Consider the following 17,220-nt stretch of genomic DNA (forward strand, 5'->3'; position numbering starts at 1 on the left):
CCTCCATCGTAGGTGACCACGTCCGCCCCATCCGTCCCACCCGCTGCCGCTCGTCCTCCACAGGGGCCGTCGTCCCCAGGCGTTCCCACAGGCCCGCGCGGACGCCGCATGACGGCGTCGGTGGGCGGCGACAACCTGGTCATGAACCTCAACCGATCCGTCCGTTCCCCGCACTCCCGCTCCACGGACGTGCCTCCCCTGGTGGTGACCGCCGATGACGACCTGCTGGCCGAGCTGCTGCCGCTCGCCGCCGCCGCCGACGTGGCTCCGACGATCGCGCGCGACCCGCGGACCGCCCTGGTCACGTGGACCCGAGCGCCGGTCGTCCTCGTCGGCGCCGACCTGGCCACGGCGATGACCCAGGTGGCCCCCGAGACCCGGGCCCGGAGCTATGTCGTGTGTGCCCGACGCCCGCCCGACGAGCTGTTCCGGACCGCATTGGACCTCGGCGCCGAGAGCGTCATCGAGCTGGCGGGCTCCACCGACTGGCTGGTCGAGCTGCTCGCCGATCTCACCGAGCGTCAGCCCGGCCGTGCCCGGGTGATCGGGGTGATCGGCGGCACCGGAGGTGCCGGAGCGACCACCTTCGCCTGCGCCCTGGGTCAGTGGGCGGCGCGCTCGGGCGACGCCGTCGTCCTCGACTGCGACCCGCAGGGCCCCGGCCTGGACCGGATGCTCGGGCTGGAGCGCTGCGAGGGCTTCCGCTGGGACGCGCTGTGCCAGACCACCGGGCGGCTGTCGGCGCGCTCGCTGCGTGAGGCACTGCCACGACGCGGGCGCCTCGGGGTGCTGTCCTGGTACGTCGACGGCCGCGCCCAGAGCCTGCAGGCGTTCGCGGTGCGCGAGGCGCTGTCGGCCGCCCGTCGCGGTCACCGGGTCGTGGTCGTCGATCTCCCCCGTTCGCCGGACCCGCTGGTCGACGAGGTCGCGGCGCGCTGCGACCAGCTGCTCGTCGTCACGGTCGGCAGCGTCGTCGGGGTCGCCGGCGCCGCGCGGATGCGCGCCCGGTTCGCCGACCACGCCGATCCGTGCATCGTGCTGCGGGGCGAGGCGTTCGCCGCCGAGGAGGTCGCGCGGACGGTCGGGCTGCCGGTCCGGGCGCAGATGCGCGACCAGCGGGGGCTTGCGGAGGCGGTCGACCTCGGCTTCGGGCCGCTGCGCTCCCTGCGCGGCCCGCTCGCCCGGGCGGCGGCGCGGGTGCTCGACGCGCCGGTCGCCGAGGCGGCGGCGTGACCTCGCCGGGCGGCACCTCCCCGGGCGGCACCTCCCCGGGCGACGTGTCGGTGCTGGTGGAGGAGGTCCGGGCCCGGTTGGCCCGCGAGCCGGGCGACCTCAGCCCGCACCGGGTGGCCCAGTCGCTGCGTCAGGCGGGCCGACCGGTCGGCGACGCGACGGTGCTCGCGGTCTACGAGGCGCTGCGCCGCGACGTGATCGGCGCCGGGCCCCTGGAGCCGCTGCTCGGCCTCGCCGGCGTCACCGACATCCTCGTCAACGGGCCGGGACCGGTCCGGATCGACCGCGGGGCCGGCGTGGAGACGACGCACGTCGTGCTGCCTTCGGAGGAGGCCTGCCGCCGGCTCGCCCAGCGGCTGGTGGCCAGTGGGGGCCGCCGGCTCGACGACGCGGCGCCCTGGGCCGACGTCCGGCTGCCCGACGGCACCCGCTGCCACGCGCTGCTCGCGCCGCTCGCCCAGCCCGGGACCGCGATCTCGCTGCGGGTCCCGCGCCGTGGTGGGTTCGGCCTGGCCGACCTGCACGCCGCCGGCGCGCTGGGCGACGCGGGGCTGGAGGTGGTGCGGCGGGTGGTGAACGCGCGCCTCGCGTTCCTCGTCACGGGCGGCACCGGCGGTGGGAAGACCACGCTGCTCGCCGCCCTCCTGGGCGCCGTCGACCCGGCCGAGCGGATCGTCGTCGTCGAGGATGCCGCCGAGCTGCGGCCCGCGCATCCGCAGGTCGTCGCGCTCGAGGCCCGGCCCGCCAACCTGGAGGGGACGGGCGCGGTCTCGCTGCGCGACCTGGTGCGCCAGGCCCTGCGGATGCGGCCCGACCGACTGGTGGTCGGCGAGGTCCGCGACGCCGCCGTCGTCGACCTGCTCGCCGCGATGAACACCGGCCACGAGGGCGGCTGCGGCACGCTGCACGCGAACTCCGCTGCCGACGTACCTGCGCGGGTCGAGGCGCTCGCCCTCGGCGCCGGTCTCGCCCGCGACGCCGCCCACAGCCAGCTCGTCGCCGGCCTCGACGTCCTCCTCCACGTCCGGCGCGACCGGGACAGCGGCCGTCGACGCCTGGGCGAGGTCGCCGTCGTGGTGCGCGGCTCCGACGGGCTGGCCCACACCGAGGTCGCGGTCTCCTTCGACGCCGCCGGTACGCCGACCGGCGGGCCGGGCGCCGACCGGCTGCGCGACCTGCTGGACGGGCGGAGGTGAGGACGTGACCGGGATCGTCCTGACGCTCGTCGTCGCCGCGGGCGTGGTGCTGCTCCGCCCCGCCCCGGCGCGCCTCGCCGGTGTGTTCGCCGGCGTGCTCCCCGAGGCCGCCGACCGCGGTGACGCCCGCAGCAGCAGCGCCCCCGCGACGACGGGTGCCCGCCGCCTCCTGCTGACCGGCGCCGCGGCGGCCGCGGTGGCGATCCTGGCCCCACGCTCGCTGCCGGGCGTGATGCTCCCGCTCCTGGCGATCGCCGTCGGTGCCGCCGTCGTCCGGGCGCTGGCCGCGCGGCGTCGTGACCGTGCCGCGGCCGAGGTGCGCCGTCGGGTGATCGACCTCTGCGACGCGTTGCGCGGCGAGCTCGCGGCCGGCCAGACGGCGACCGGGGCGCTCGACCGGGCCGCGGCAGAGTGGCCGCTGGTCGCACCCGCCGCCCGGGCCGCCCTCACCGGCGGCGACGTGGCGGCCGTGCTGCGCTCGCTGGCGGCCACGCCCGGAGCCGACGCCCTGCGCGTGGTCGCCGCCGCCTGGCAGGTGGCGCACCGCACCGGACACGGCCTCGCCGACACCCTCGGCCGGGTCGCCGCGGACCTGCGTGCTGCCGAGCGGACCCGCCGGGTGGTCGGCGGCGAGCTCGCCTCGGCGCGCGCCACGGCTCGGCTGCTCGCGGCCCTCCCGGTCCTGGCCCTGGTCCTGGGATCCGGGGCCGGGGGCGACCCTCTTCGGTTCCTGCTCGGCCACCCCGCGGGACTGCTCTGCCTCGCGGGGGGCCTGGCGGCCGGGTATGCCGGGCTGGCCTGGATCGAGGCGCTCGCCCGCGACGTCGACCGCCATGGCTGACGCCCAGCTCGTGGCGCTCCTGGTCGCCGCCGCCCTGCTCCTCGGCCCCTCGCCCCGCCGGGGCCGGACCGGTCGAGCCGACGCCCCGGAGACGTCCCCGCAGGACGACGGGGACGGGCTGCTGCGGCGCGGGCGACTCCTGTGGGCACTGCTCGCGGGCGGCGGGACCGCCGTCCTGGTCGGCGGCCCGCTCGCCGTCCCCGCCGGTGCTGCTGCCGCCGCCGTCGTCGCCACGACCGCCGCCCGGCTCGAGCCGCGCGCCCGCCGCCGACGGCGCGAGGAGGTGCGACGGGACCTGCCGCACGTCGTCACCCTGCTCGCCGCGGCGCTCCGCGCCGGGCAGGCGCCGGCCGAGGCGATCGAGCTGGTCTGTCGGGCCCTGCCCGGCGCGGCCGCCGGTCGGCTGACCGGGGTCGCGGCACGGCTCCGTCTCGGGGGAGACGCGGCGGCGACCTGGACCCGGCTGGCCGACGACCCCGACCTCGGCCCGCTCGGCCGTACCCTGGCCCGGGCACATCGGACCGGCGCGCCGGTGGTGGCCGCCGTCGAGGGCCTCGCCGACGAGCTCGGGTCCCGCGCCCGGGCGGAGGTCGAGGATCGCGCTCGCGCGGTCGGGGTCCGGGCCGCCGTGCCGCTGGGCGTGTGCCTGCTGCCGTCCTTCCTGCTCCTGGGCATCGTCCCGCTGGCGGTGTCGCTCGCGGGCAGCATCGTGGGCTGAGGCAGCGGCCGGGCCGATGCGCGGCGACTCGGATCAGCAGCCCCTCGCGTCACAGCGGGATCCGTCGATCGTCCCCAGGGCTCGTTCGGGCGGGGTGTCGTCCACAGGCCCGACGGCGCCGGGCGCCCGCCGCCGCCCGGGCCGCGCACGATCGGGTCCGACAGCCGCATCGGGCGGCTGCAGACGAACGGAGATCACCGTGGCACCGTCCCCCTTCCGTCCCGCCGCCTCCCGCGGCGCCGGTCGGCCGTCCCCGGCCGGCGCTGCCGACCAGCGTGGCGTCACCACCGCGGAGTACGCCGTCGCGACCGCCGCCGGAGCCGGCTTCGCGGGCCTGCTCTACAAGCTGCTCAGCGGCGGCTTCGGCGACAAGCTGATCAAGACCCTGTTCGACCATGTCCTGGGTCTGCTCGGACTGGGGTGACCGCCCGCGCGGCGCCTGTCGCCTGCTCCACCCCCGCCGCCACCGGCGTCTCCGCCGCGCGGAGCGGGGCGCGGTGACGGCCGAGCTGGCGCTGGCGCTGCCCCTGCTGCTGACCCTGACCGCCGGTCTCGTGTGGCTGCTCGCGGTGGCGATCGCCCAGGTCCGCACCGTCGACGCCGCTCGGGAGGCGGCCCGGGCGGTGGCCCGCGGCGACGACTCCGGAGTCGCCCTCGAGCTCGGCGCGCGGGTGGCTCCCGACGGCGTCCGGCTCTCCGTCCGTCACGACGGCGACCGGATCGTCGTCCGGGCCCGCGGCCGGATCAGCGGCCCCGGCGGGCTGTTCGGCGCGCTTCCCGGTGCGACCGTCGAGGCCGAGGCCGTCGCGCTCGCCGAGGAGGGGGGTGCGAGTCCGTGACCATGCCCGACGACCGCGGCGCCGCCACCGTCCTCGCCCTGGCGATGGCGGGCGTCCTGCTCCTCGTCGGCGCGGCCGCCGGGGTGGTCGGCGCGATCGTCGTGGCGCAACGCCGGGCCCAGGCCGCGGCCGACCTGACGGCCCTCGCGGCGGCCGCCTCGCTGGCGGGGCGTGGCGGCCACCCCGGCCGTGATCCGTGCGTGAGCGCTGTCGGCGTCGCCGACGACAACGGCGCCGAGCTCGTGTCGTGCCGGGTGAGCGGGCGGGAGGTGCGGGTCGAGGTCCGGGTCCCGGGCCCGCGCTGGCTCGGACAGGACCAGGACCTCATCGCCGCCGCGCGAGCCGGTCCGGCCCTGCCCCGGCCGCCGTGACCCGCCGCACCCGCCGTCACCCGCCGTCGCCCGCCGTCGCCCGCCGTCGCCCGGCGTGACCGGAGTGATGGGCGTGGTCGGCCCTCAGCTCACTCGTCGTCGGAGAGCTCGCCGCGCCGTCGGTCGAGCTCGACCTGATCGAGCTTCTCGGAGAGCTCGGCGAGCCGCTTCTGCTCCTTGCGGCGCTTCCAGCTCTGCTTGGTGCCCGCCTTCATCATCCACAGACCCGCCACCGAGAGGAGGGTGGAGACCGCGCCCCAGAGCACGAGCGTGCCGGGCGCGACGTCCCAGTTCATGATCTCGGCGGACCGGTGCGTGTAGTCGATGCTCGCGCCGAAGAAGCTGAGCACGAGTCCGAGGACGCCGACGACCAGCAGGACCAGTCCGAGCAGCAGCATGGCGGCAGGCTACTCCGCGTCGGGCGTCGCGGGCGGCGCCTCGCGGAGCAGGGTGTCGAGGAGGGCGACGGCGCCGGCCTTGTCGAGCGGGTCGTTGCCGTTGCCGCACTTGGGCGACTGGATGCACGAGGGGCAGCCGGTGGCGCACTCACAGGCGGCGATCGTGGCGCGGGTGGCGCGGAGCCAGGCGGCCGCGGTGCGGTATCCGCGCTCGGCGAACCCGGCGCCGCCCGGGTGGCCGTCGTGGACGAACACGGTGAGGACGCCGGTGTCGGGGTGCCGGGCGGTCGAGACGCCGCCGATGTCCCAACGGTCGCAGGTCGCGAAGAGAGGAAGGAGACCGATCGAGCAGTGCTCGGCCGCGTGCGCGGCACCGGGCAGGTCGGCGGCGGCGAGCCCGGCCGAGCCGAGCAGGTCGGCGACGAGGCCGTCGGGCACCGTCCACCAGACCGCGGCGGTGGCGAGGGTGCGCGGCGGCAGGTCGAGCGGCCGCTCGTCGATCACCTCGCCGGTGCGGGTGCGGCGGCGCAGGTAGGAGGTGACTTGGCTGGTGACCTCCACCGTGCCGAAGGAGACCCGGCACGGCCCCCAGGCGACGTGCTCGCGCTCCTCGACGATCTCGATGTCGGTGACCTCGCGGGCGGTGGTGGTGTGGTCGACGTCGGCACGGTGCAGGGTCGCGACGTGCTCGTCGAGGTCGAGCGACTCGACCAGCCACGTCTCGCCGCGGTGCAGGTAGACCGCGCCCTCGTGGGCGGTGCTGTGCGCTCGGCCGCCGTCGACCGTGCCGACCACCCGACCGGTGTCGGCCTCGACCAGCTGCACCTGGGCGCCGCCGGTCGAGCGGATGTCGGCGAGGTCGGCGGCACGGGCCCGGTCGGTCCAGTACCACCCGGCCGCCCGGCGCCGCAGCAGCCCGCGCTCGACCAGGGAGCCCAGCACCTCGCGCATCCGGGGCCCGAACAACGCGGCGTCGGCGACCGTCACGGGCAGCTCCTGCGCGGCGGCGCACAGGTGCGGCCCGAGGACGTAGGGGTTGTCGGTGTCGAACACCGTGCCCTCGACGGGCCGACCGAGCAGGGCGGCGGGATGGTGCACGAGATAGGTGTCCAGCGGGTCGTCGCGGGCGACGAACAGCCCGAGGGCACCGCCGCCGTCGCGGCCCGCCCGGCCGACCTGCTGCCAGAACGCGGCCCGCGTGCCGGGGTAGCCGGTGACCACGACCGCGTCGAGTCCGCTGACGTCGATGCCGAGCTCGAGGGCGTTGGTGGCCGCCATGCCGAGCAGCCGTCCGCTGCGCAGGTCGTGCTCCAGGGACCGACGCTCCTCGGGCAGGTAGCCGCCGCGGTAGGAGTCGATCCGTCCGGCCAGCGACGGGTCGACCTCCGCGACCAGCTCGCCGGCCCGGCGGGCCACGGTCTCGACGCCGTGTCGGGACCGCACGAACGCCAGGGTCCGGACGTCGTCGACGACGAGGTCGGCGAGCAGGTCGGCGGTCTCCGCCGTGGCCGGGCGACGGACGGGCGCGCCGTTCTCCCCCTGGTACGACGTCAGCGGCGGCTCCCACAGCCCGAGCTCGAGCGCCCCGCGGGGGGAGCCGTCCTCGGTCACGGCGGTCACCTCGAGCCCGGTCATCCGGCGGGCGGTCAGGTCGGGGTCGGCGACCGTCGCCGAGGCGAGCACGAAGGTCGGTGACGCGCCGTGGGCGGCGCAGACCCGGCGCAGCCGGCGCAGGATCTGCGCGACGTGGGCGCCGAAGACGCCGCGGTAGTGATGGCACTCGTCGACGACGACATAGCGCAGGGACCGGAAGAAGGGCGTCCACCGCTCGTGGGCCGGCAACAGCGAGCGGTGCAGCATGTCGGGATTGGAGAGGACGTACTCCGCGTGGTCGCGGGTCCACTCGCGCTCCTCGGCGGTGCTGTCGCCGTCGTGGGTCGCCACCCGGACGTCGAGTCCGAGCTCGCGGATCGCCGCCCACTGGTCGTGGGCGAGCGCCTTGGTGGGCGCGAGGTAGAGCACGGCCGCCCCGCGCTGGCCGCGTGGGCCGCGGCTGCGGCGGATGTCGGTGAGCGCGGGCAGCAGGTAGGCGAGCGACTTGCCGGACGCGGTGCCGGTGGCGACGACGACGTGATCGCCCCGGTGGGCGGCCTCGGCGACCGCGACCTGGTGGCGCCAGGGCAGCGCGACGCCCCGCGCGGAGTAGGCGGTCACGAGGTCGGGGTCGGCCCAGTCGGGCCACGCCGAGCAGGCCGCGGGCCGGGCCGGGACCCGCTCGCGATGGGTGAGCCGGTCCGCCCGGGAGGGCAGTGCGGTCAGCCGGTCCAGCAGCGCGCCCGGGTCGCGGCGTGCGGCCGGGCCGACGCCGAGATCGGGCTGCGCGGTCATGCCCCGATTGTCTCCCGGACCCCCGACACGGGCTCAGCCCGGATCCGCGGACGGCGTCGGATCCGTGGCCCGGGCATACCGACGGCATGTCCACGCCTTGCGCGTGCGCGTGGTCGGCATGGTTTGATAAGTGCCACCAGTAGGAGAGATATCCGGGGTGAGGTCGTGAATCTGACACTGTCGACGCGCGAGGTCGGTGGGCGCACCGTCGTTGCCGTGGGTGGCGAGATCGACGTCTACACCGCCCCGAAGCTGCGCGACACCATCACCGAGCTCGTCGCCGCCGGCACCTACGACATCGTGGTCGACATGCAGGCCGTCGAGTTCCTCGACTCCACGGGCCTCGGTGTGCTGGTCGGCGGCCTGAAGAAGGTCCGCGCCCACGACGGCTCCCTCGAGCTCGTCTGCAACGCCGACCGGCTGCTGAAGATCTTCAAGATCACCGGACTCGCCAAGGTGTTCGTCATCCACGAGTCCCCCGAAGCCGCCTCGGTCTGACGCTCACGCTCCTCGCATGCACTGAGGCGCGCCCCTGCCCCTGGCGCCGGTCGTCGCGGGAAGCGGAGGAGCGGGCCTTTCCGCGAGCCGGCCGTCCGGCCGCCAGGCGGGCGTAACCACAGGCCGAGGCAACCGCGCGCGCGGCAGCAAGGGGCGACGAAGGAGCGACGCGCTCGCGCCATACGCATGTGTTCTACGCCACACTCTGCGTAGACTCCGGGCACGATCTCAGACCTGGCCCCCGTGGCCGACCCTGAACCCCCGCCAGGAGGCAGTCGTATGCCCCGTCCGTTCGTCGTCGATGTCGAAGTCACCGGGGGCGATCTCGCCCTCGTGGCGATCGTGGCCGTGATCGCTCTCGGCTCTCTGGCCATGGCCGCGCTGTTCAGATCGGAGGTCCTCCGCGCGGGCGAGGGCACCCCCAACATGCAGCGCATCGCCCAGGCCGTGCAGGAGGGGGCGAACGCCTACCTCACCCGGCAGTTCCGGACGCTGACGATCTTCGCGGCCATCGCGTTCGTCGTCCTGCTGGCGCTGCCGGCGCACACCGCCGACGATGCGGGCGGGCTCCAGTCGGAGTGGGCGGTCCGGATCTTCCGCTCGGTCTTCTTCCTGGTCGGGGCCGGGTTCTCCGGTGCGGTCGGCTATCTCGGCATGTCCCTCGCGGTCCGCGCCAACCTGCGCGTGGCGGCCGCGGCCAACGAGCAGGGGCGCGACCCCGCCATGAACATCGGCTTCCGCACGGGCGCCTTCGTCGGCATGTTCACCGTCGGGCTCGGGCTGCTCGGTGCCAGCGTGGTCGTGATCGTCTTCCAGAGCGCGGCGCCCAACGTGCTGGAGGGCTTCGGCTTCGGCGCGGCGCTCCTCGCGATGTTCATGCGCGTCGGTGGCGGCATCTTCACCAAGGCGGCCGACGTGGGCGCCGACCTGGTCGGCAAGGTCGAGCAGAACATCCCCGAGGACGACCCGCGCAACGCGGCGACGATCGCCGACAACGTCGGCGACAACGTCGGCGACTGCGCGGGCATGGCCGCGGACCTCTTCGAGTCGTACGCCGTCACGCTGGTCGCCGCGCTGATCCTCGGCTCGCAGGCCTTCGGCGACAAGGGCCTGGTCTTCCCGCTCATCGTCCCCGCGATCGGCGCCCTGTCCGCCATCGCGGGCGTCTACCTCACCAAGCCGCGCGCCGGTGAGAGCGGCCTGACGACGATCAACCGGGCGTTCTACCTCTCCGCCGCGGTCGGCGCGGTCGCCAGCGCGATCGCCGCTTTCGTCTACCTTCCCGGCGAGTGGAGCGAGCTCGCCTCCGGCGCGACCGCCGACCTGTCGCCGCCGGTGTTCGCCGCTGGTGCCGTCGTGATCGGCATCGTCCTGGCCGCCGCGATCCTGGCCCTGACCGGCTACTTCACCGGCACCGAGCACCGCCCGGTCAAGGACGTCGCCAAGACCTCGCTGACCGGCCACGCGACCGTGATCCTGTCGGGTCTCTCGGTCGGCTTCGAGTCCGCGGTCTACACCGCGATCGTGATCGGTGCCGCGGTCTTCGGCGCGGCGCTCCTCGCGGGCGGCTCGACCGGACTCGCGCTGTTCGCGGTCGCCCTGGCCGGCTGCGGCCTGCTCACCACCGTCGGCGTCATCGTCGCGATGGACACCTTCGGCCCCGTCTCCGACAACGCCCAGGGCATCGCGGAGATGTCCGGCGACGTCAGCGAGGAGGGGGCGCAGATCCTCACCGAGCTCGACGCCGTCGGCAACACCACCAAGGCGATCACGAAGGGCATCGCCATCGCGACAGCCGTCCTCGCCGCGAGCGCCCTGTTCGCGTCGTACACGCAGAGCGCGTACGCCGAGGTCGGCGACATCCTCGACCAGGACTTCCTGGTCTACGACGCCAAGCTGATCGTGGGAGCCCTGCTCGGGGCCTGCGCGGTGTTCCTGTTCTCGGGCCTGGCGATCAACGCGGTCGGCCGGGCGGCCGGCGCCGTCGTGATGGAGGTGCGCCGCCAATTCCGCGACATCCCCGGCATCATGGAGGGCACGGCCCGCCCGGAGTACGGCCGGGTCGTCGACATCGTCACCCGCGACTCGCTGCGCGAGCTCGCGACGCCGGGCATCCTGGCGATCCTCGCGCCGGTGGCCGTCGGCTTCGGGCTCGGGGTCGGACCGCTGGCCGGATTCCTGGTCGGTGCCATCGCCACCGGCACGCTGATGGCGGTGTTCCTGGCCAATGCCGGCGGCGCCTGGGACAACGCGAAGAAGCTGGTCGAGGACGGACACCACGGCGGCAAGGGATCGGAGGCGCACGCCGCCACGGTCACCGGCGACACGGTGGGCGACCCGTTCAAGGACACCGCCGGCCCGTCGATCAACCCGCTGCTCAAGGTGATGAACCTGGTGTCGCTGCTCATCGTCGGCGCGGTCGTCAGCCTCACCTACGGAGAGAACGAGAACGACTTCCTCCGGATCCTGATCGCCGTCGTGGCGGCGGCCGGGATCTTCGCCGCGGTCTACATCTCCAAGCAGCGCGTCTCCACCATCGGCGACGACGCTCCGGAGCCTGCGGCGGCCGAATCCGCCTGAGGATGCGACGGCTCCTGGCCGCGCCGGTGGCGACCCTCGTGGTCGCCGCCGGCGCGGCCTTCGGCGTTCCGGCCCGGGCGGCGCCGGCAGCGGGCCCGGCGCGAGCGGACGCCGCGTCGTACGTCGAGACCTCCCTCGTCATCGGCATCTCGGCCCGCGGTCGCCCGATCCGCGCCCACTACCGCGGTGACGAGGGGGCACCGCACGTGTTGCTGGTCCTCGGCCAGATGCACGGAGACGAGAAGGCCGGTCGCGCCACCGCACGGTGGATCCGCGACCACGTCGCGCCCCGGCCGGGTACCGGGGTGTGGGTCGTGCCGACGATGAACCCTGACGGCAACGCGCGCGGCTCCCGCACCAACGGCCGCGGTGTCGACCTCAACCGCAACTGGCCGACCAGTGGCTGGTCGGGCGCCCACCGCGACACCCGCCACTGGGGTGGTCCGCGCCCGGCGAGCGAGCCGGAGACCCAGGCGATGATGGCGTTCCTGCGCCAGGTGCAGCCCGACCTCATCGCCTCGATCCACCAGCCCCTGCGGGCGATCGGCCGCGGTGGCCACGGCCGCTGGGAGAAGCGGCTGGCCCGCCGGCTGGACCTGCCGCGGCGCCATCTCGGCGTCGGGAACCCGTCCGGAACGGACGCCCCGACGCTCACCGCCTGGTACGACACCACGCTCGGCGAGCACGGTGCCGCCACGACCGTCGAGTACGGCGCCCGCACCACCCACCGCTACCGCACGAAGATCGCCGGGCGCGGCATCGCCCGCGCCGCCCGCATCCGCTGAGAGCGGCCGATGGCCGGAAGCCCCAGGGTTTGGTGATACCCCGGCTGGGTAGGCGGGCGGCCCGATCTGTCTTCTGGGCGCGCCGAGGGTCGTGCCCCCTCGGAAGGAGCACGATGACGATGCGATGTGCCCGGCTGCGCCGGGCGATGGCCATGGCGGCGGGGATCCTCGTCCTGCCGGCTCTCTCGATCACGGGACTCGGCGCGCCGGGCGCGGCCGCCGACGGCACCGGGTCGCCGACGGACACGCTCGGCTCCGGCCAACGGGTCGAGCTGACCGTCGAGCACAGCCCGGCGCCGGCGCGCCGGGCCGCCAGGGCCGGCAGCTTCCAGGTCTTCCCGGTCCCGACCAGCTCGGCCGGGCTGCGCCGGATCACCACCGCGCCCAACGGCGACATGTGGTTCGTCGAGCGCGACAAGAACAAGGTCGGCCGGATCACCACCGCCGGTGCCATCGACGAGTTCAACCTGCCGGCCACCACGACAGGGGACGGCTGGGTCAAGGACCTGGACGTCGACGCCGCGGGCAACGTCTGGGTGGTCTTCGACCAGGGCTGGAAGGTGCTCCGTTTCCACCCGAGCAGTCCCGGTGCCGCGATCGGGTGGTCCTACGACTACCCCTACGGTGAAGAGGTCCGGGTCGGTCCCGACGCGACGTGGGTGACCATGTCGTACGACGAGGACGGCATCGTCCGGATCTCCGGCAACACCGATCACTGGGACGCGAACGCTCCCGAGTGCGATGGCGCCCTCGGCCGCGGTCGTGATGGTCTGATGTGGTGCCAGTCCTTCGACAAGCTGATCCAGGTCAACGCCGCGGGCAACGGCGGCGTGGCCTACCCGCTGCCGTCCAACGCCACCTACCCCTACTCCGTGGCGACGGGGCCGACCGGCAAGATCTGGTTCGGCCGGGACACCGGCGGCACCATGTTCACCTCCCCCTCGAGCGGCAATGTCGGCTGGGTCGGCGACGACAACCAGGTCGGCACCATCCGCACCGGCGATCGCACCGCCCCGCGCAGCCTGGTCACCGGCCCGGATGGCAACGTCTGGTTCACCAGCGTGGGCGCCGCGAAGGGCATCGGGCACGTCAACGCGGCAGGGGTCGGCGCCGTGGTGCAGGTCGGTAACTACGAGCCCACCTCGCTGACCTACGGCGCCGACGGCGCGATCTGGTTCACCGATGAGACCAACAACTCGATCGTGCGCGTCCCGCGGGAGAACCTGTGGGTGACCAACGTCAATGTCGGCGCCAACTCGCAGCTCGTCCCGCACGCCCAGCCGCCGGTGAAGACCAAGAAGAAGCTCAAGGCGGACAAGAAGCGCAAGAAGGCCAAGGTGACGGTGAGCTGCGGCGGCGGCCTGATGGCCTGTTCGGGCACCATCCTGGTCAAGGCCGGCAAGAAGAGGCTCGGGACCGGGAGCTATGCCGTCGCGGTCAACAGCAAGGGCAAGGCGAGCGTCAAGCTGACCAAGGCCGCCCGCAAGCTCCTCCAGCGCTCCCGGACGGTGAAGGTCACCGTCGTGCTCACCGCGGCGACGGGCGCGACGGCGACCAAGAAGGCCAAGCTCACCCGCTGAGCCGGCCGGGTCGGACCCCAACATTGGGGTCCGACCCTGACGCGCCACCCGGCTGGGTGCTGGCCGAATGGCAGGGTGACCCGAAGCCTGCGCTACCTCGCCGTCCTCGTCGCCCTCGTCCTCGGGACCGGCCTGCTCCGCCCATCACCTGCCGCCGCCGACGAGCCGGGCGGCTGGTACGACGGCGGCATCGGCTACACCCAGGTGATCAACTGCTTCGGACTGATCCAGGGGACGCCGTACACCGAGGCGGGGATCGGCGCCTACGCCGGCTACTGGGCGGACCCGGACAGCGGCGTGCCCGCGGTCGGTCAGACCTTCTGGATCCACTACGCGGTCTACGGCATGGGCAACCCGTGTGCGGGCGGCACCTACTTCCACCCGACGATCCAGCTGCCGGCCGGCGTCACCTTCGACACCTCGCAGCAGATCCGGTGCGGGTACGACGGCAGCGGCGGTGCCGCTCCCCAGGGCAATTGCCCGGGCTGGGGCAACCTGCAGGGCGGCGCCTACTACAACGACCGCGACGCGGGCCTGTGGGGCGTGGCGCAGGGGCATCACTGGGAGTTCCAGTTCCCGGTGAAGGCGAGCCAGCCGCTGTCGGGCGCCAACCTGACGATCGGCGTGAAGACGATCGACGGCAACAACGACGCGACGGTGGGCCTGCAGGCGCCGATCTACGTGTTCGGGGCCGGCGGCACCGGACACCCCGGCTCGCCGCACCAGGTCCTCTACGACACCCCGTCCTCCGTCAACACCGCGACCGATCCCGACGGCGGCGCGACCCGCTACGGCTTCGTCTCCTACTTCCAGGCGATCACCAACAACCTGTCCGGCTCGATCGGCGTGGATCTGAGCACGAACGGCGCCGCGCCGCAGTGGTCGAAGTCCCTGCCGTACGGCGGGGGTGACCCGGCGGTCTACCTGTGGACCGACTGGAACGAGCCAGAGTTCCCCACCCTGAGCCCCGGCACGACCTACTACTGGCGCGGCCGGTTCACGCCGACCGGCGGCGCGACGACGTACGGCGCCTGGCAGTCCTTCACGACGGCGGCCGCCGGCTCGGGCGGAGGAGCGGCCACCGGCACCGGCCCGCTCGGCAGCACCGGCGGTGGCCTGCCCGGCGGACTGTCCGGCAGCAGCTCGCTCGGCGGTGCGCTCACGGCGATCAAGGCCGGTGCGACCGTCACCGCGAAGGCCAAGGGCAAGTTGCGGGCCGGGCGGAAGGGCGCGCTGCGGGTCGCGGTGTCGTCGGCTCGCGGCGCGACGGGAACGGTCACCGTCACGGCGAAGGGCAAGGTCGTCGGCTCCGGCGTCCTGACCGGCGGTGCGGCGGTCGTGAAGCTCAAGAAGCTCAAGGCAGGCAAGCACAAGCTGGTGGTGACCTACGGCGGCGACGCCGCCGTCAACGCCGCCAGCGTTCAGGTCAAGGTGAAGGTGCGCCGGTAGCCCCTGGCCGCCGGCGGGGTCACGCGAGACCGTCGAACGGGCGCACCTCCACCTTGCCGCGGCACGCCCGCGACGCGTCGGCGGCGAGGCGCTGCGCCGTGGCGAGGTCGGGGACGTCGATCACCCAGAAGCCGCCGATGGCCTCCTTGGTCTCGAGGTAGGGGCCGTCGGTCACCACCGGCGTCTCGCCCTGCCCGTCGACCACGGTCGCGGTCGTCGCGGGGGACAGGCCACCGGCGAAGACCCAGTAGCCGTCCGTCTTGAGCTGCTCGTTGAAGGCGCCGGTATCGGCGAAGGACTGCTCCATCTCCTCCCGGGACCCGTAGCCGTAGAACTCGTCGGTGAGCTCGGCGGGACCGTGCACGGACATCAGGTAGTTCGTCATGTCGTCTCCTCGAATCCGGGCGGCCCCGGTGACCGCCTCCTGTCCCCACCACGAACGGCACCACACGGATACGACAGCCCGCCAGTGCCCGCGCCTGACCAGTTTTCCGGCGATCGGGCGTCGTACCGGGTCGAAGCCGTTCGTGGAGAACGCAGCGGGCCGGCCACGGGGCCGGTCCACCGACCACCAGGAGAAGCCATGTCCATCACCACCGACCTCCCCGTCGCGACCGTCGCCGCCAAGCCGGCCCGGCAGACGGTCTGGAAGCACGGACTCACCGCGGCGGCCGGCGCCTCGGTCGTCACCTCGACACTCGCCGTCCTCGCCGCGGCCGCCGGGGTCTCCTTCACCGACGACTCCGGCGTCAGCCTGCCCGTGCTTGCCTTCACCCAGCTGACCTTCGTCTTCTCGATGATCGGCGTCGGCCTGGCCGCTGTCCTCGCCCGCAGGGCGCGCCGCCCGCACTCGACGTTCGTCCGCGTCACCGTCGCCCTCACCGTGCTGTCCGTGGTGCCGGACGTCACCTTCGGCTTCGACGTCGCCTCGGCGCTCACCCTGATGGCGCTGCACGCCGTCGCCGCCGCGATCGTGATCCCGGTCCTGGCACGTCGGCTCGTACGCAACGCAGCGACGCCCGGGTGAGCTCAGGTTTCGTCCCGGCGGGAGGCGGGCACGGTGCCGCGACAACCGGTATCGCGTGTGAGGTGGGTTCGATGGTGTCGCAGTCCTCGACGGTCGTGGTGTCGGCCACCCGGTCCGGAGGTCGTCGGGCGCGGCGGCGCTCCGCCTTCGCGGCGACGGTGGGGGCGGTCGTGGCGCTCGTCGTCGGCTTGCTCGCCTCGGCGCCGCCCGCGGGCGCGGGCTCGGCTGGCTACGTCCGTGCCGGCACCACCTGGGACGCGGTGAGCGACGCTGACGTGGCCGCCGCCCCCGACGGCACCCTGTGGTCGGTCTACGGCTCGACCCTCGATCACCTCGCTGCCAACGGAGGACTGTTGAGCAGCACCACCCTCGACGGGGTCGCTGCGGCCAAGGGGGTTGCCGTCGGCCCGGACGGCACGGTGTACGTCACCGACTCGACGACCGGCAACCCGTCGGTGGCGCTCTCGCCGAGCGGCGCCAAGATCCACACCTACACCCTCCCCGGTGAGGGGGTCGCGCTCGGCGTGGCCACGGCCCCGACGGGCGAGGTGCTGGTGACCAATGCCAGCGCCGATCGGGTCGAGGTCTTCTCGGCCTCCGGCACGTGGCTGCGCAGCATCGGCTCCCCCGGCGCCGGGCCCGGCCAGCTGGACCGGCCCGACGACGTGGTCGTGGGCGCGGACGGGACCGTCTTCGTCTCCGACTCCGGGAACAGCCGGATCCAGCGGTTCAACCTGGCCACCGGCGCCGACCTCGGTGGATTCGGCGGGCCGGGTCTCAATCCGGGGCAGCTCGACTCGCCCTACGCCGTCGACCTCACTCCCGAAGGCAATGTGCTGGTGTTCGACAGGCGTGCCCTCTCCGAGTTCACCGCCGCCGGCGCCGTCGTGTCGCGCACCGAGCACGGCCTCACCTTGGCGTCCGACGACCAGGGCATGTCCGTCGACGCGTCCGGGGCGGTCTACGCCACCCGCTTGTTCGGCGTGGACAAGTTCGTCCCGGCCATCGCCGGTGCCGCAGCCGGGGTGAAGTCGCCCAAGAAGGGCGTGAAGGTCGTCAAGAAGAAGGTCCGGCTCACCGTCGCGTGCGTCAGCACCACGCCCTGCTCGGGCACCCTGACCATGACGGTGAAGGGCAAGCGGATCGCGAAGCCGACGCCCTACGCGGTGCCGGCCGGCGGCACGGCGAAGGTCAAGGTCAAGCTGACCAAGAAGGGGCTCAAGGTGATCCGCAAGAAGGCGGTCACCAAGACGGTCGTGACCGTCACCGGCGGCGTCAGCAAGGTCAAGATCCGTCGCTGACGACGGCGTGCGGGCT

The 17,220-nt window shown here is 74.2% G+C and carries 17 protein-coding genes; 14 read left to right on the forward strand and 3 right to left on the reverse strand.

The features are described from left to right. Nucleotides 1-108 precede the first annotated feature (108 nt). The 7 genes from QJ852_01550 to QJ852_01580 all read left to right on the forward strand — a co-directional run bounded on the left by QJ852_01550 (nucleotide 109) and on the right by QJ852_01580 (nucleotide 5,198). Complete coding sequence (locus QJ852_01550; protein WGX97131.1) at nucleotides 109-1,233, forward strand: septum site determining protein; 1,125 nt, start codon at nucleotides 109-111, stop codon at nucleotides 1,231-1,233. Beyond that, nucleotides 1,230-2,429, forward strand: coding sequence for a TadA family conjugal transfer-associated ATPase (locus tag QJ852_01555; GenBank protein ID WGX97132.1), 1,200 nt, complete (start codon nucleotides 1,230-1,232; stop codon nucleotides 2,427-2,429). Before QJ852_01550 ends, QJ852_01555 begins: the two co-directional genes overlap by 4 nt. A 4-nt stretch (nucleotides 2,430-2,433) precedes the next feature. Then, nucleotides 2,434-3,270: a type II secretion system protein gene (locus tag QJ852_01560; protein WGX97133.1), complete on the forward strand. Its 837-nt coding sequence runs from the start codon at nucleotides 2,434-2,436 to the stop codon at nucleotides 3,268-3,270. Beyond that, a complete protein-coding gene (locus QJ852_01565; GenBank protein ID WGX97134.1) occupies nucleotides 3,263-3,988 on the forward strand; it encodes a type II secretion system F family protein in 726 nt (241 codons plus the stop codon). Before QJ852_01560 ends, QJ852_01565 begins: the two co-directional genes overlap by 8 nt. A gap of 199 nt (nucleotides 3,989-4,187) precedes the next feature. Continuing rightward, nucleotides 4,188-4,412, forward strand: a complete 225-nt coding sequence (locus tag QJ852_01570) for a DUF4244 domain-containing protein (GenBank protein WGX97135.1) — start codon at nucleotides 4,188-4,190, stop codon at nucleotides 4,410-4,412. Further along, nucleotides 4,384-4,827, forward strand: coding sequence for a TadE family type IV pilus minor pilin (locus QJ852_01575; protein ID WGX97136.1), 444 nt, complete (start codon nucleotides 4,384-4,386; stop codon nucleotides 4,825-4,827). Before QJ852_01570 ends, QJ852_01575 begins: the two co-directional genes overlap by 29 nt. Before the next feature lie 2 nt (nucleotides 4,828-4,829). Next, the gene (locus tag QJ852_01580) at nucleotides 4,830-5,198 is read left to right on the forward strand and encodes a flp pilus-assembly TadE/G-like family protein (protein WGX99516.1); all 369 of its coding nucleotides are present in this window, start codon (nucleotides 4,830-4,832) and stop codon (nucleotides 5,196-5,198) included. 89 nt (nucleotides 5,199-5,287) lie between these two features. Here the strand turns inward: QJ852_01580 and QJ852_01585 are convergent, their stop codons facing one another. Both QJ852_01585 and QJ852_01590 read right to left on the reverse strand, forming a co-directional pair. Continuing rightward, the gene (locus QJ852_01585; GenBank protein WGX97137.1) at nucleotides 5,288-5,596 is read right to left on the reverse strand and encodes a hypothetical protein; all 309 of its coding nucleotides are present in this window, start codon (nucleotides 5,594-5,596) and stop codon (nucleotides 5,288-5,290) included. Between the two features lie 9 nt (nucleotides 5,597-5,605). Beyond that, the gene (locus QJ852_01590; GenBank protein ID WGX97138.1) at nucleotides 5,606-7,984 is read right to left on the reverse strand and encodes a DEAD/DEAH box helicase; all 2,379 of its coding nucleotides are present in this window, start codon (nucleotides 7,982-7,984) and stop codon (nucleotides 5,606-5,608) included. 165 nt (nucleotides 7,985-8,149) lie between these two features. On the opposite strand from QJ852_01590, the gene QJ852_01595 reads away from it, so the two are divergent. The 5 genes from QJ852_01595 to QJ852_01615 all read left to right on the forward strand — a co-directional run bounded on the left by QJ852_01595 (nucleotide 8,150) and on the right by QJ852_01615 (nucleotide 14,876). After that, nucleotides 8,150-8,482: an STAS domain-containing protein gene (locus QJ852_01595; protein WGX97139.1), complete on the forward strand. Its 333-nt coding sequence runs from the start codon at nucleotides 8,150-8,152 to the stop codon at nucleotides 8,480-8,482. Between the two features lie 279 nt (nucleotides 8,483-8,761). Continuing rightward, entirely contained in the window at nucleotides 8,762-11,062 is a 2,301-nt protein-coding gene (locus QJ852_01600; GenBank protein ID WGX97140.1) for a sodium-translocating pyrophosphatase, read from the forward strand. 2 nt (nucleotides 11,063-11,064) lie between these two features. Further along, nucleotides 11,065-11,847 (forward strand): DUF2817 domain-containing protein, encoded by a 783-nt coding sequence (locus QJ852_01605; protein ID WGX97141.1) that lies wholly within the window; start codon nucleotides 11,065-11,067, stop codon nucleotides 11,845-11,847. A gap of 113 nt (nucleotides 11,848-11,960) precedes the next feature. Further along, a complete protein-coding gene (locus QJ852_01610; GenBank protein ID WGX97142.1) occupies nucleotides 11,961-13,427 on the forward strand; it encodes a hypothetical protein in 1,467 nt (488 codons plus the stop codon). A 75-nt stretch (nucleotides 13,428-13,502) separates the two neighbouring features. Next, nucleotides 13,503-14,876 (forward strand): Ig-like domain-containing protein, encoded by a 1,374-nt coding sequence (locus QJ852_01615; protein ID WGX97143.1) that lies wholly within the window; start codon nucleotides 13,503-13,505, stop codon nucleotides 14,874-14,876. Between the two features lie 19 nt (nucleotides 14,877-14,895). Here QJ852_01615 and QJ852_01620 read toward each other — a convergent pair whose 3' ends face one another. After that, entirely contained in the window at nucleotides 14,896-15,261 is a 366-nt protein-coding gene (locus QJ852_01620; GenBank protein ID WGX97144.1) for a YciI family protein, read from the reverse strand. A 198-nt stretch (nucleotides 15,262-15,459) separates the two neighbouring features. Here QJ852_01620 and QJ852_01625 point away from each other — a divergent pair, with 198 nt between their 5' ends. Both QJ852_01625 and QJ852_01630 read left to right on the forward strand, forming a co-directional pair. Then, a complete protein-coding gene (locus QJ852_01625; protein ID WGX97145.1) occupies nucleotides 15,460-15,903 on the forward strand; it encodes a DUF6069 family protein in 444 nt (147 codons plus the stop codon). A 71-nt stretch (nucleotides 15,904-15,974) separates the two neighbouring features. Next, on the forward strand, nucleotides 15,975-17,204 hold the full coding sequence (locus QJ852_01630; GenBank protein ID WGX97146.1) for an NHL repeat-containing protein: 1,230 nt from the start codon (nucleotides 15,975-15,977) through the stop codon (nucleotides 17,202-17,204). The last annotated feature ends 16 nt before the right edge of the window (nucleotides 17,205-17,220 follow it).

It is taken from the genome of Nocardioides sp. L-11A, assembly GCA_029961745.1.
In the GTDB taxonomy this organism is placed as follows: domain Bacteria; phylum Actinomycetota; class Actinomycetes; order Propionibacteriales; family Nocardioidaceae; genus Nocardioides.

What these genes read in the sequence shown, in the direction of transcription:
- QJ852_01550 (WGX97131.1), top strand. Translation starts at nt 109, where the DNA reads ATGACGGCGTCGGTGGGCGGCGACAACCTGGTCATGAACCTCAACCGA.
- QJ852_01565 (WGX97134.1), top strand. Translation starts at nt 3,263, where the DNA reads ATGGCTGACGCCCAGCTCGTGGCGCTCCTGGTCGCCGCCGCCCTGCTC.
- QJ852_01575 (WGX97136.1), top strand. Translation starts at nt 4,384, where the DNA reads ATGTCCTGGGTCTGCTCGGACTGGGGTGACCGCCCGCGCGGCGCCTGT.
- QJ852_01580 (WGX99516.1), top strand. Translation starts at nt 4,830, where the DNA reads ATGCCCGACGACCGCGGCGCCGCCACCGTCCTCGCCCTGGCGATGGCG.
- QJ852_01585 (WGX97137.1), bottom strand. Translation starts at nt 5,596, where the DNA reads ATGCTGCTGCTCGGACTGGTCCTGCTGGTCGTCGGCGTCCTCGGACTC.
- QJ852_01590 (WGX97138.1), bottom strand. Translation starts at nt 7,984, where the DNA reads ATGACCGCGCAGCCCGATCTCGGCGTCGGCCCGGCCGCACGCCGCGAC.
- QJ852_01600 (WGX97140.1), top strand. Translation starts at nt 8,762, where the DNA reads ATGCCCCGTCCGTTCGTCGTCGATGTCGAAGTCACCGGGGGCGATCTC.
- QJ852_01605 (WGX97141.1), top strand. Translation starts at nt 11,065, where the DNA reads ATGCGACGGCTCCTGGCCGCGCCGGTGGCGACCCTCGTGGTCGCCGCC.
- QJ852_01610 (WGX97142.1), top strand. Translation starts at nt 11,961, where the DNA reads ATGACGATGCGATGTGCCCGGCTGCGCCGGGCGATGGCCATGGCGGCG.
- QJ852_01620 (WGX97144.1), bottom strand. Translation starts at nt 15,261, where the DNA reads ATGACGAACTACCTGATGTCCGTGCACGGTCCCGCCGAGCTCACCGAC.
- QJ852_01625 (WGX97145.1), top strand. Translation starts at nt 15,460, where the DNA reads ATGTCCATCACCACCGACCTCCCCGTCGCGACCGTCGCCGCCAAGCCG.
- QJ852_01630 (WGX97146.1), top strand. Translation starts at nt 15,975, where the DNA reads ATGGTGTCGCAGTCCTCGACGGTCGTGGTGTCGGCCACCCGGTCCGGA.